The following is a 13,153-nucleotide window of genomic DNA, read 5'->3' on the forward strand; positions in this document are numbered from 1 at the left end:
GCTGTGACGGCACGAGAACCTCAGCGGCCTCGTGCGCCGGCGGCCGAAGCGGACGGCCTCGGTCAGCGACCCACCTCCCGTGCGCGGAAGTCCTCGACCGTCTCCCGGCGGATCAGCAGGCGGGCGAGGCCGTCGCGGACGGCGACGACGGCGGGGCGGCCGACCATGTTGTAGCCGGAGGCCATGGAGAGCTGGTAGGCACCGGCGGCGGGGACGGCCAGCAGATCGCCGGGGTGCAGGTCGGCCGGGAGCCGCGCGTCGCGGACCAGGACGTCGCCCGCCTCGCAGTGGCGGCCGACCACGTCGACCACGGCGGGCGGCGCGTCCGAGGACCGGCCGACCAGCCGAACGTCGTACGCCGACCCGTAGAGCGCCGGACGCGGGTTGTCGCTCATGCCCCCGTCGACGGCGGCGAAGGTGCGACCGTCGGCGGTGTGCTTGACCGACAGCACCCGGTAGAGCGCCACCCCGGCCGGGGCGGCGATCGCCCGGCCCGGCTCGATCAGCAGTCGCGGCACGGCCAGACCGTGCTCGACGCACCGGGTGGCGAGGCGCTCGCTCACCGCGGCGGCGAACTCGGCCGGGTCCAACTCGCGGTCCTGCGGCAGGTAGCGGACGCCGTGGCCACCGCCGAGGTCGAGTTCGGGCAGTTCGATGCCATGCCGGTCGCGGACCTCGGCCAGCAGCTCCACCAGCCGGTCCAGCGCCGCCAGATAGGGCTCGATCTCGGTGATCTGTGATCCCAAGTGGCAGTGCAGCCCGGCCAGTTGGAGGCTGCCCTGGCCGAGGGTGCGGCTGATCGCCTCGGCCGCGTCGCCGCCGGCGATCCGGAAGCCGAACTTCTGCCCGTCGATCCCGGTGCGCACCGAGCTGTGGTGCCCGGCGGCGACCCCGGGCACCACCCGGATCAGCACCCGCTGCGGAATGTCGGCGATCGCCAGCGCGGCCAGCCGGGGGATCTCGGCCAGGCCGTCGATCACGATCCGCCCCACCCGCAGCCGTCGGGCCAGCCGCAGTTCCTCGGGGGTCTTGGCGTTGCCGTGCAGCAGGATCCGCTGGGGCGGAAAGCCGGCGGCGGTGGCCAGCCGCAACTCGCCCGCCGAGCAGACGTCCAGGCCCAGGCCCTCCTCGGCCACCCAGTCGGCCATCGCGCTGCACAGGAACGCCTTTGCCGCGTACAGGACTTCGGCGTGCGGCAGGGCCTCGCGGTAGGCCCGGGCACGCGCCCGGACCTCGCCCTCGTCGAGGACGTAGAGCGGGGTGCCGAAGCGGTCGGCGGCCTCGTCCAGACCGACACCGCCCACCAGCACCTCGCCGCCGGGGCCCGGGCGGGCGGAGGCGGGCCAGGGGCTGCCGAGCGGCTGCGACTGCGGCTCGGGCGACGGCTGCGCCACGCGGGTGGCCGTGACGGTGCCGGCGGGCGAGGCGGTGGACGTGACCGTGGGCGAGGCGGTGGCGGACCGGCTGGTGGCGACCTGGGTTTTGAGCATGCGGACGCTTCCTTCCACGCGCGGCACGGGCCCAGCGGAGATCTTGGCCCGCCTCAAGTGGAGCCCGGACAGACGGTCGCCGCACCCCCTCTTGACGCGCGGGCTACGCGTAACCCGCCTTCCTTCACGACACCTTGACGGCGGTACGGCCATTCGACTGCTGCTGGTAGGCGCGCAGCGTGGTGGAGGCGGTCGGCCAAGGGCGGCGGTGCGGGCGCAGCCGCCGCCAGTCGTACGGCGGGTGGCCGAGCTTGGGGCGGCGGCGGTCGTAGCAGTTGCTGGCCGCCCAGCTGAGCACGCAGAGCACCATCAGGGCGTCGACGGCATGGTCGGCGGGCCCGCGGGCCGGAGTGGTCAGCGCGCCGAGCACCCCGGTCCAGAGCCAGCCGCCGAGCGCCGGGTAGACCACCAGCTGGTGCCAGATCTTGGTCGGGGCGAGCGCCTGCTCGCGCGTGAAGAACCCGCTGCGCAGCTCCGCCCGCCACTGCAACAGCCCGTAGCCGAGGCAGCCGGCCGCGAAGACGGCCGCATACGGCGCCGCGGCCGGCCCGGTCGGCGGCGCGCCGTGCAGCCGGCCGGCCCCGAGCCCCACGGCGACGGCGAGCAGCGGGTCGCCCAGGGTGATCGCCAGGAACTCTTCCTTCGGCCGCGGTCGCCGTCGCTCCAGCAGCAGCGCCAGCGCCCACAGCGCGCCTGGCGTCACCGCCAGCGCGGTGGCCCCGGCCAGCCACGGACCGTGACAGAGCGCGGCCCCCAGCCCGGGAATCCCGCACCGGCCCGTCACGCGGCGGCGCCGGAGCAGCGGGCGGCAGGGGTCGGCACATCGCACCAGCTCATCGGACGGGGCGCTCCTCTCAGCCCCCCTCGTTCCGGCTACGGTCGCCATCCTGCGCAGTCACCGGTCGCCGGGGCGTCGCGGCGCGCCGGGAGCCGGGGCATTGCCGCTAGCCAGGATGGGTGCGGGACTCGCCGCCGCTCGGTGCCTCGCCGCCTGCCGCACCGGCGCGAGCGGGCTCCAAGGCTCCCGTCGCGGCCGCAGCCCTCGGACGCGGAGCCGTCTTGCCCCGGTGCATCGCGCGTTCCAGGTCGCCGACCGCCTGGGCGAGCAGCCGGGAAGCGGCGCACAGCAGGTCAAGCCGGTCGTGGTGGTCGAGGTGGTCCGGGGCCCCGGTGTCGGGCGTGGCCGCCGCGCGCAGTTCCTCTTCCCAGGCCCGCTGCGCCTCCCGCAGCCGGCTGAAGTCCACCGGGTGCCCGGCCGCCACGGCGGTGGCGGCCACCGCCGTGGCGTCCACCAGGGCCGCGGCGAACCGCTCGGCGCCGGGGACAGGGCGGGCGTCCGGCGCCGGTAGGTGGGCCTCCAGCAGCAGGCCGGTGCGGGCGACCAGGCCGACCGCCGCGCGGGCCTTCTCCAGTTGGTTGGCGGGCAGCGCGTGGCAGAGCACGTCCCGGACGGGTTCGGCCTCGGCGCGCTCGACGGCCTGGACGAGTTCGGCCCGGGCGGCACGGGCGTCCAGCAGGGCGGCGCGGACCTCCTGACGCGAGTGCGCGGGCGGGTCGCCGAAGACGGTCAGCACGGTGGCGCAGTAGCGCCCGCTGGCGGTGATCCAGTCGGCGAGGCGGTCGGCGAGCCGGGCCGAGGCCCAGCTGGGGAAGAACGCGAAGATCAGCAGGGCGACCGCGCCACCGAGCAGGGTGAGGCCGATCCGCTCGCCGGCGATGGTGAGCGGTCGGCCGCCCTGCAGGCCGAGCAGCAGCACCACGTAGGCGGAGACGCAGGCGGTCATCAGCGCGTAGCCGGTCCGGTTGGTCAGGTAGGCGCCGCCGATGCAGAGCACCGCGAGGGCGGCCGACCACCAGGGGCCCGGGTGCAGCAGTTCGACGAGGACCGTGCTGACCGCGACGCCGACCGCGGTTCCCGCCAGCCGGGCGACGCCGCGGCTGAAGGTCTGGCCGAAGTCGGGGCGGATCACCATCGCGGCGGTCAGCGGCGCCCAGTAGGCGCGGTGCAGGCCGGCCAGTTCGGCGACCAGGTGGGCCACCGTGACCACCGTCGCCAGCCGCACCGCGTGCCGCAGCACCGGCGATCCGGGGTCGAGCTGGCGTCGGACGGCGCGCAGCACCAGCGGCACCATGCCGAACAGGGAGGGGCGCAGCAGCGCGCCGCCGGCGACGGATGTCGGGGCGGCGACGGTGTCGTGGCCGTCGTGGGCGCCGTGGTCGAGGGTGTCGACGGCCCGGCCGAGCAGCGCGGCCACTTGCCGCGCGGCGGCCCGCGCGGGGCCCGGGAGCGGCGGGACGCCATGCTGCTGCGAGACCAGCGCCGTCGCGGCTCGCGGCAGGTCGAGCGGTTCGCCGGTGCGGATCGCCAGGGCGAGCGCGTCGAGCGTCTCGGCCGCGGCGGCCAGCAGCTCGCAGACCCGGGCGCGTTCGGCGCCGCTCTCCGGGGCCCCGCCGCGCGGGTCGGCGAGCGCGGTCAGCGCCGGACGCATCGACTCGGCCAGGCCCCGCAGGCCGCGCAACTCGGGCGGGCGGTGGCGGTCCTGCCACGGGGTCAGCTCGGAGGCGCTGCGGGCGGTGATCAGCGCCGCCGGGTCGACGGGGGTGGTCGGGTCCTCGCGCAACTGGCGCGCGTAGTCGGCCAGCGAGCGGTACGCGTCGGCGAGCGCGTCGCGCTGGGCCCGCCAACTGTCGATCGGCCAGAGCGTGATCACCGCCGCCTGCACCACGCCGCCGAGCGCGCAGAGCAGCGCGTGGCCGAGCGCGGTCGGCACGCTGACCGGCAGTTGGACCACCACCAGCATCACCGAGACCGTGGTGGCCGCGACCACGCCACCGGTGGGTCCGACCGACCAGGCGAGGCCCGCGAGCAGCGCCCAGGCGGCCAGCACCACCGGGAAGAGTCCGGGCACCGAGACGGACAGGTAGCCGGTGAAGGTGCTGATGCCCAGGCCGATCCCGGCCGCCACGGCGAGCGAGGGGCGCGGCCGGAAGCTGCGCTGGAAGGTGGCGGTGCCGGCGATGAACGCGCCCATCGCGGCCGAGGTGGCCAGCCGTGGTCCGCCCAGCGCGAGGGTCGGGAAGAGCACCAGCGCCACCGCGAGTGCGCCGCGCGCTGCCCGCTTGGGGTTGGTCAGGGTCCGGTCCAAGTGCAGCCCGGTGCGCGCGGTGTCGCGGAGGGCGTCGATCCAGGGCATGGCGAGCAGTGTATTCGGACGATGATCCTCCGAATTCAGCCTCCGGTTTCCCACCTGGAACGTTCCGCCGGTGCGCGCCCTCCTGACTGGACGACAGATGCTCCCTAGGGCCTGTACGGCGGATCTTTTCGGATGAGCCCGCGGCGTTGGGCGCCCGGCTGGGCGTGCGCCCGAGTCGTCCTCGTACTGGACGTACTTGGGCGATTCGGGCGTGCGTCCAGCCGGGATGCCCGGCGTCGCGGGCCCGGAAAGATCCGCCGTACAGGCCCTAGTCGAGGCTGAGGCGTTTGTTGAGGGCCTCGCCCGCGGGCAGGGTGTCGATGAGCTTGTGAAGGAAGTCGAGCAGCGCGTCGGTCTCCAGGCCCTCGGAGGCGGTGTCGATCGAGGTGTAGATGGCCTCTTCGATCCCGGCGACCGCGGTGGCCAGGCGTTCACCCTCAGGGGTGAGGCTGAGTTGGAGGTAGCGGCGGTCTTCGGCGTCGGTGCGGCGCTCGACCAGCCCGGCCGCGACGGCGCGTTCGACCAGCCGGCTGGGGTTGGTGCCGCTCTCGCACACCAGGAGCTGTCCGAGCCCGTTGAGGCTCAAGGTGCCGTGCTGCTGGAGCAGGCGCAGCACCTCGGCCTGCGACGGGGTGATGCCGAGGGGTTTGAGGGCCTGGGTCAGCAGCCGGTTGCCTTCGCGTTGGGCTGCCAGGATCGCGAACCGCAGGTGTTCGGCCTTACGCATCGGCGCCCTGTCGGGTGGTCGGCAGGGCGGCGATGAAGTTCTTGACCGCGGCGGCGTAGGTGGCCGGGTGGGAGAAGCGGAACATGTGCCCGGTGCGCGGCAGCACGACCTCGCGGGCATCGGGGATGCCCGCGAGCATGATCTTGGAGGCGTTCTCGCCGATCAGCACGTCGTGCGAGGGGGTCAGGACCAGGGTCGGGACCTGGACCTGGCCGAGCACGTCAACGTAGTCAGCTGTGAAGATCGCTGACACGCGCGCACCGTAGGAGGCAGCCGGGGTGCTGGCGAGGAACAGTTCGCGGCTGCGCGCCTCGCTCCAGGGCACCTGGCCCTCGCCGTCGAACGGGGAGGCGAGGCGGTGGGCGTGGGCTCGCAGCGTCAACTGCCGGTAGAGCGGGCCGGGCGCCTTGCCCATCACCTGCGCCAGCGCCTTCAACGGCTTCGAGTCGATCGGGTTGGCCGCGAATCCGCCGGACAGGACCAGGGCGCGCAGGCCCTGCGGGCGGCGGGTGGCGAGGGCGAGCGCGATGTTCGCGCCGAACGAGTCGCCGACCAGCACGTAGTCGTCGAGATCCGCGATCGCGTTTTCGACGTGGTCGGCGTAGCGCTCGATGTCATTGATGCCTTCGGGCAGGCGCAGCGTGCGCTTGGGTGCCTCGCCGTAGGGGGCGAGCTGTTCGACACTCCACGGGGCGCCGGAGAGGCAGGGGATGAAGACGAGGGTCGGGTTCTTCTCTGCGGTATTCGCAGCGTTCACAGTGTTCATGGAGAACATATTACGCGACATATGTGTCGTGTCATATGTTAGCTGGGTCACACCTCGAAACGGATCCCGAACTGGCTGAGCGACGACGCGTCCGACGACGCCGAACACCTGGCGAGGCATCGGCACTCGTATGACAGGCCGGTGCGGGCGCTCGACCGAACCCGGGCCGGGCACCGTCGGCCGGCTCCTCACACCGCCGGACCGGGCCGGTTCGCGTGCGCCTCGAGCACTGCCAGGTAGCGGCGGTGCACGTCCTCGCGGTCGGCCGGCTCGGGGACCGTCTCGGCGGCGAGCCGGTCGATCATGTCGGCCTGGTCCAGCAGCACCTTGCACTGCTCCTCGCTGCCGGCCTCCACCATGATCTCGGTGAGCGCGTCGAGCTGGCGGATCAGCACGGCGGGCATGCCGTGGGCCGCCTGACGGATCTTCTCGAAAGCGCGCTGCACCAGCCGGTCGTAGCTGACGGGGACGGCGATCACCCGGATGCGGCCGTCGGAGTCGCGGTGCACGGGGTTGGGTTGCCAGCCGGCGGCGATCCGGCACAGTCCCTCGCCCAGCCAGTCGATGCAGGTCAGGGCGGTGAAGGTGTCGTTGACCGCAGTGGACAGGGCGCGAATCGCGATCTCCACCAGCTGGTCGACAGCGAAGGCGATGTCCTGCGCCAGGGTGCGCGACGGGCCGGTGATGTGGGCCCGGGCGAAGCTGCGGGCCACCTCGGGGGCGGCCTCGGGCGGCCAGACGGTGGCCAGTTGGTGGCCCTGCACCAGGAAGTGACCCGGGCGGTGGTCCAGCCGGATCACCGCGTCGAGCTCGCTGGCGATCCGCACCAGCGTGCGGTGCCGGACGAACTGCAGGTAGCCGCTGGCCGGTGCGGGCACGGTGGCGCCGGTGGCGTCCAGGCGGGCGTTCAACTCGGCGACCGACGGCCCGTGCTTCACCCCGCCCGCCCACTCCGGCTCACCCGCGCCGACCTCGATGGCGGTGGAGAGTTCGGCGGCGATGGAGGCGATCACGTGCGGCAGTTGGATCGAGGTGGCGATGTGGTGGATGAAGTGGATCAGCACCGCGAGGTCCAGCAGGACCAGCACCATGCAGACCGTGATCGACAGGTGTGGCACGAAGTCGCCGTGCGAGGCGGGGCCGATGGAGATCAGCGAGAGCATCGCGAAGACGAAGGTCGCGACGAAGGTGCCGAGGGTCAGCTGGGTGGTGAGGTCGCGGATGAAGTTGCGCAGCATCCGTGGCCCGAACTGGGTGGAGGCCAGCGTCAGGGTCACGATCATGATCGAGAAGACCACGCCGACGACGGTGATCAGGGCCGCCGCGATGGCGGCGAGGATCTGCCGGGCGGCGTCGGCGGTGCCGCTGATCACCCAGGTCGGCAGGGTGATCGCGCCGCGGTAGGCGGCGCGGTCCACTTCCCAGGTGCCGAGGAAGAGCGCGACGGCGAGCAGCACTTCCAGCGTCGGCACCACCCACAGGTTCGTGCGCAGCGCCTCCTTGCGCCACTGCGACTCCAGGTGGACGCTGCGGATCACCTTGCCCACCACCAGTCCCCTGCCAGGCCGGGTCGGACATCTCCACCCTAAGCAGGGCAACGTCCGCCCGCGCCCTCACGGACGCCCCGCCTCAGACTCCCACGCGCACACCGCCCGCCACCGACCGCCGCTGATGCGCCTGGGCCGCCGCGCGCAGCGAGTCGAGCAGCGCCGCCACCGGGGCGACCCGGGCCATGTCCGGCCAGAGCAGCGCGAAGATCCGGCGGGACGGCCAGTCGCGCAGCGGGCGGGCCACCACGCGCGGGTCGCTGTGGGCGCCGACGCCGAGCTCGTTCATGATCGCCACCCCGATCCGGTTGGCCACCAGGCAGTGGATGGTCAACTGGTCGTCGGAGGTGGCGGCGACCTTCGGCGTGAAGCCGGCCTCCTGGCAGGCGGCCAGGAAGCGCTCCCGGCCGCTCTCCAGCACCCAGCGCTCGCCCGCGAGTTCGTCCAGCGCCACGGTCGGCGCGGCGGCCAGCGGATGGTCGGCGGGCAGCAGGACGCAGCGGCGGTCGGAGAGCAGCGGCAGGCGCAGCAGGCGCGGATCGGGCGACACGCTCTGCCCGTCCAGCTGGTCGAGTTCCAGGTCGCACATCATCGCCAGTTCCACCTCGCCGCCCAGGACCAGGCCGTGCGAGACGGGGCACTCGGTCTGGGTCACCACCACCTCCAGCTCGGGGTGGCTGCGCCGCAGCGCGCCCAGGGCCGCCGGGACCAGCGCGACGCAGCCGCTCTGCATCGCGGCCAGCCGGACCTGGCCGCCGCCGCTCGAGGTGAGGGTGGCGACCTCGTCCTGTGCGGTGCGCAGCGCGGCGAGCACCGTCTCGGCGTGCCGGGCCAGGGTCTGTCCGACCTCGGTGAGCCGGATGCCGCGGCCGCTCCTGGTGACCAGCGCGGCGCCGACGGTCCGCTCCAGCATCCGCATCTGGTAGCTGACCGCGGGCTGGCTGTAGCCGAGAGCGTCGGCGGCCGCCGTGTAGGTCCCGGTGCGGGCGACCTCGGCGAGCATCTGGAGTTGGCGCAGATCGAACACTGGTCAAAGATAAAGGTTGTTTATCGCCTTACCTCAAAACCTCTACTGGACATATGAGTTTCACCGCCGCCATGCTGTCCGAACCACAGTGAGCAGCTAGGAGGTGACGGTCCGCGATGAGCCAGTCCGGCAAGTCGGCGCTGGTCCGCCTCGACAAGGTCAACAAGTCCTTCGGCGACCAGCAGGTGCTGCACGACATCGATCTCGAGGTGCACAGCGGCGAGGTCGTGGTGCTGCTCGGCGCCTCCGGCTCCGGGAAGTCGACGATCTGCCGCTGCGTGAACCGGCTGGAGACGATCGACTCCGGCACGATCACCGTCGACGGTGTCCCGCTGCCCGCCGAGGGACGTGAACTGGCCAAGCTGCGCGCCCAGGTGGGGATGGTCTTCCAGTCCTTCAACCTGTTCGGCCACCTGAAGGTGCTGGAGAACCTCACCCTCGCGCCGGTCCGGGTGGCCGGCGTGCCCCGGCAGCAGGCCACCGAGCGCGCCCGCGAGCTGCTCGCCCGGGTCGGGCTGGCGGACAAGGCCGACGCCTACCCGGCCCAGCTCTCCGGCGGGCAGCAACAACGGGTGGCGATCGCCCGGGCACTGGCGATGGACCCGCGGCTGCTGCTCTTCGACGAGCCGACCTCGGCACTCGACCCGGAGATGATCAAAGAGGTGCTCGACGTCATGGTCGAGCTGGCCGCCGAGGGGATGACCATGCTCGTGGTCACCCATGAGATGGGCTTCGCCCGCCGGGCCGCCGACCGGATCGTCTTCCTGGACCAGGGCCGGATCCTGGAGACCGGCACGCCGCAGGAGTTCTTCGAGGCGCCGCGCACCGAGCGGGCCCGCGACTTCCTCTCCAAGATCCTCAGCCACTGACGCTCAGCACCGGTCACCAACGGTCATCAACCCAACGGTCACTAACGAAGGGACCCCGTCCGTGCACGCCAGGTCACGCACTCCCCTGGTCACCGCCGCACTCACCGCCGCCCTCGCCGTGTCCCTCGCGGCGTGCGGCAGTTCGGGCGGCTCGCTGCCCGCGCCGAAGAGCTCCGGCGGCGCCGCCGCGCCGACCTTCCAGCAGGTGATCGACGGCGCTCCGGTGGCCCCCGCCTCGGCGATACCGGACGGCAGCCTGATGGCGAAGATCAAGGCCCGCGGCACGCTCAACGTCGGTGGCACCGACACCTCGGCGCTCTTCTCGCTGAAGGACCCGGTCACCAGCAAGCTCACCGGCTTCGACGCCGGACTGGCCCAGATGCTCGCCAAGTACATCACCGGCAAGCCGAACGAGAACCTGGTGCTGGTCACCGCCGACACCCGCGAGACGCTGCTGCAGAACGGCACCGTCGACAGCGTCTTCGCGACCTACACGATCACCCCGGCCCGCGCGCAGAAGGTGGCCTTCGCCGGCCCCTACTACTCCTCCGGTGACGCGATCCTGGTCGCCAAGGGGAACACCGCCATCACCAAGGTGGCCGACCTGGCCGGCAAGACGGTCTGCACCGAGTCCAGTTCGACCGCGGCCAACGACCTGAAGCAGTACGCCCCGACGGCCCACGTGATCCTCTTCCAGACCAACGCCGAGTGCCAGCAGGCGGTCGAGCAGGGCCGGGCCGATGCCTACGTGCTGGACCAGGCGCTGCTGCTCGGCGACCAGTACCGGGACCCGCAGGTCAAGGTGGTCGGCCAGCCGTTCACCACCGAGCCGTACGGGATCGGCCTGCCGCTCAACTCCCCCGAGATGAAGACCTTCGTGGACGAGTGGCTGAAGCAGATCCAGGCCGACGGCGAGTGGGCCAAGCTGTGGCAGGCGACGATCGGCAGCGTGCTCAGCGGTGACGCGCCGACCCCGCCGGCGATCGGCTCCGTGCAGGGCAGCTGACGGCCGTGCCAGAGGGTATACGTGAGGTCCTCGGCCCACTCGGCCACGGCCTGGTGCTGACGCTGGCCATGACCGGGCTGGCCTTCGCGGGCGCGCTGGTGCTGGGCGTGCTGCTGGCCGTCTGCCGGATCAGCCCGGTGCCGCCGCTGCGGGTGCTGGGCACCGGGTACGTCACGGTCTTCCGCAACGTCCCGCTGCTGGTGCTGCTGGTGCTGTTCGTCTTCGGCCTGCCGGATGTCGGCCTGCTCTTCTCGCTCTTCGCCACCGTCACCCTGACGATGGCGCTGTACTGGGCGGCCTTCGTCTGCGAGGTGCTGCGCGCGGGCATCCGGACGGTGCCGTTCGGCCAGGCCGAGGCGGCCCGCGCGCTCGGCCTGACGGCCGGTCAGAGCATCCGCCACATCATCCTGCCGCAGGCGCTGCGCTCGATGGTGCAGCCGCTGGCCGGCGTCTTCATCGGCCTCGCCCTGAGCACCTCGCTGGCCGCCGCGGTCGGCGTGGCCGAGATGACCGGGCAGGCCCAGTTCACCACGCTCAAGTACGACCAGCCGCTGACCGGCTTCGCCGCGACCACGGTGGTCTACGTGCTGATCACGCTGACCTCCGGGCTGGTCGCCGGGCGGATCGAGAAGAGGGTGGCGATCCACCGATGAGCGAGGTACAGGAGTGAACGAGGAGACCCGTCTGCTCTTCGACGAGCCGGGCCCCCGCGCCCGGCGCCGGATCAGGATCGCGACCGGCCTCTCGCTGGCGGTGATCGCCAGCCTGCTCGGACTGATGATCCGTCAGTTCGCGGTGCACGGGCAGCTGTCGGCCAACCAGTGGTCGATGTACGGGCAGTGGCCGATCATCAGGTTCCTGCTGGACGGCATCGGCAAGACGCTGCTGGTGACCGTCGTCGCGGCGGCGATCGCCTTCCCGCTGGCCGCGCCGGTGGCGCTGGTGCGGCTCAGCCGGGCCAGGGTGCCGCGCGCGCTGGCCCGTGGCTACGTGGAGCTGTTCCGGGCCGTTCCGCTGCTCCTGCTGCTCTACGTCTTCCTGTTCGCGCTGCCCAGGGCCGGGGTGACCTTCCCGGTCTTCTGGCAGCTGGTGCTGCCGATCGTGCTGAGCAACGTTCCGGTGGTCGCGGAGATCTTCCGGGCCGGGGTGCTGGCCGAGCCGCGCGGACAGACCGAGGCGGCGTACAGCCTGGGCATGACGTACTGGCAGGCGATGCGCCTGGTGGTGGTCCCGCAGGCGGTGCGCAAGCTGCTGCCCGCGCTGGTCAGCCAGTTGGTGCGACTGCTCAAGGACTCCTCGCTGGGCTACGTGGTCAGCTATGTGGAACTGCTGCACCAGACCCAGGTGTTGGGCGAGTACTACCACACCGTGCTCTCCAGCTACCTGATCGGCGCCACCTGCTACGTGCTGATCAACGCCGGACTGTCCCGGGTGGCCACCGCGCTGGACCGTCGCCGGCCGAGCTGACCGGTCAACTCTCCTATTTTCCATGGCAGCTGAAAGGATCCGGCATGTGCCGCCTGCTCGGCGTGGTCACCCGTGCCCCGATGCGGTTGGCCGACTCGCTGACCGATCTGACCGAACCGTTCACCGGGCTGTCGCGCGAACACCGCGACGGCTGGGGTGTCGCGGCCTGGCGGGCCGACGGTGAACTGGCGGTCGCCAAGGAGGTGTTGCCCGCGCACGCCAGCGAGGCGTTCCCCAGGGCACTGGCCGAGTCGATCACCGACGCCGCGCTGCTGCACATCCGGATGGCCAGCCCCGGCCTGCCCACCGAGGCCCGCAACACCCACCCGTTCAGCGCCGGCACGATCGCCTTCGCCCACAACGGCTACTTCACGCCGGTCGACGCCGTCGACGAGCTGATCGACCCCGAGCTGCTGGCCGGCGCGCACGGCGAGACCGACTCCGAGCGCTACTTCCTGCGGGTCCTCGCCCGGCTGCGCACCGAGGACCCGGTCGACGCGCTGGCCCGGGCCGCCGCCGAGATCCGCGAGCGGGCCCGGTTCGCCAGCCTCAACTGCCTGTTGCTCACCGAGCGGGCGCTGTACGCGTACGCCGACGAGAACCCGGAGTCGGAGGTGAGTCGCCGGCGCGGTCCCGACTTCTTCCGGCTGCGCTACCAGGCGCGGGCCGACCGGGTGGTGGTCGCCTCCAGCGGGATCGGCCCGCAGCCGGCGGACGACGGCTGGTCGGTGCTGCCCTACCGCCAGGTGCTCGAAGTGCGCCGCGGCGACCTGCGCATCTCGACCCACCTGGTGCAGCCACAGGTACCCGAGGCCCTGGCCGGCGCGTAGCGAATCGGCCCGGCCTGGCCTGGTCCGGCCCGGCCCGGCCCGGCCCGGCCCGCAACGGCCTGGTGGGAAGCGCCGATTCGACGTGAACCGGCCCGCCCCGCAGCGAACTGCGGGACGGGCCGGTCGGCGTATCGCTCAGCCGGTCCTACGTTGTTGGTGTGGCAGAGGGGCCAGTCGTATGGTCCTGAGGCCCAGGGACACCGGGTATGGCTTTCAGCCGGTTGCACGCG

Annotated in this window: 12 protein-coding genes; 5 read left to right on the forward strand and 7 right to left on the reverse strand. The window is 72.5% G+C overall.

Going from position 1 to position 13,153, the window contains the following annotated elements; translation table 11 throughout:
• Positions 1 to 62 precede the first annotated feature (62 nt).
• The 7 genes from lysA to ABH937_RS16365 form a co-directional block, all read right to left on the reverse strand.
• A complete protein-coding gene (gene lysA / locus ABH937_RS16335; protein WP_370218604.1) occupies positions 63 to 1,490 on the reverse strand; it encodes a diaminopimelate decarboxylase in 1,428 nt (475 codons plus the stop codon).
• 124 nt (positions 1,491 to 1,614) lie between these two features.
• The gene (locus ABH937_RS16340) at positions 1,615 to 2,193 is read right to left on the reverse strand and encodes a hypothetical protein (protein WP_280690095.1); all 579 of its coding nucleotides are present in this window, start codon (positions 2,191 to 2,193) and stop codon (positions 1,615 to 1,617) included.
• Between the two features lie 241 nt (positions 2,194 to 2,434).
• Complete coding sequence (locus tag ABH937_RS16345; protein ID WP_370218606.1) at positions 2,435 to 4,684, reverse strand: FUSC family protein; 2,250 nt, start codon at positions 4,682 to 4,684, stop codon at positions 2,435 to 2,437.
• 268 nt (positions 4,685 to 4,952) lie between these two features.
• Entirely contained in the window at positions 4,953 to 5,411 is a 459-nt protein-coding gene (locus tag ABH937_RS16350) for a MarR family winged helix-turn-helix transcriptional regulator (protein WP_370218608.1), read from the reverse strand.
• Entirely contained in the window at positions 5,404 to 6,177 is a 774-nt protein-coding gene (locus tag ABH937_RS16355) for an alpha/beta fold hydrolase (RefSeq protein ID WP_370218610.1), read from the reverse strand. Before ABH937_RS16355 ends, ABH937_RS16350 begins: the two co-directional genes overlap by 8 nt.
• A gap of 188 nt (positions 6,178 to 6,365) precedes the next feature.
• Complete coding sequence (locus tag ABH937_RS16360; RefSeq protein ID WP_280690099.1) at positions 6,366 to 7,724, reverse strand: DUF2254 domain-containing protein; 1,359 nt, start codon at positions 7,722 to 7,724, stop codon at positions 6,366 to 6,368.
• 82 nt (positions 7,725 to 7,806) lie between these two features.
• Positions 7,807 to 8,751: a LysR family transcriptional regulator gene (locus ABH937_RS16365; protein ID WP_280690100.1), complete on the reverse strand. Its 945-nt coding sequence runs from the start codon at positions 8,749 to 8,751 to the stop codon at positions 7,807 to 7,809.
• A gap of 116 nt (positions 8,752 to 8,867) precedes the next feature.
• Between ABH937_RS16365 and ABH937_RS16370 the strand changes: the two genes are divergently transcribed.
• The 5 genes from ABH937_RS16370 (at position 8,868) to ABH937_RS16390 (ending at position 12,923) form a co-directional block, all read left to right on the forward strand.
• A complete protein-coding gene (locus ABH937_RS16370) occupies positions 8,868 to 9,620 on the forward strand; it encodes an amino acid ABC transporter ATP-binding protein (protein ID WP_280690101.1) in 753 nt (250 codons plus the stop codon).
• A 61-nt stretch (positions 9,621 to 9,681) separates the two neighbouring features.
• Complete coding sequence (locus tag ABH937_RS16375; RefSeq protein ID WP_280690102.1) at positions 9,682 to 10,626, forward strand: glutamate ABC transporter substrate-binding protein; 945 nt, start codon at positions 9,682 to 9,684, stop codon at positions 10,624 to 10,626.
• A gap of 5 nt (positions 10,627 to 10,631) precedes the next feature.
• A complete protein-coding gene (locus ABH937_RS16380; RefSeq protein WP_280690103.1) occupies positions 10,632 to 11,279 on the forward strand; it encodes an amino acid ABC transporter permease in 648 nt (215 codons plus the stop codon).
• A gap of 13 nt (positions 11,280 to 11,292) precedes the next feature.
• The gene (locus ABH937_RS16385) at positions 11,293 to 12,093 is read left to right on the forward strand and encodes an amino acid ABC transporter permease (RefSeq protein ID WP_370218613.1); all 801 of its coding nucleotides are present in this window, start codon (positions 11,293 to 11,295) and stop codon (positions 12,091 to 12,093) included.
• 44 nt (positions 12,094 to 12,137) lie between these two features.
• Positions 12,138 to 12,923 carry a class II glutamine amidotransferase gene (locus ABH937_RS16390; RefSeq protein ID WP_370218615.1) on the forward strand — a complete coding sequence of 262 codons (786 nt, stop codon included), beginning with the start codon at positions 12,138 to 12,140 and terminating at the stop codon, positions 12,921 to 12,923.
• Positions 12,924 to 13,153 lie beyond the last annotated feature (230 nt).

The organism is Kitasatospora sp. GAS1066B (assembly GCF_041262605.1).
GTDB lineage: Bacteria > Actinomycetota > Actinomycetes > Streptomycetales > Streptomycetaceae > Kitasatospora.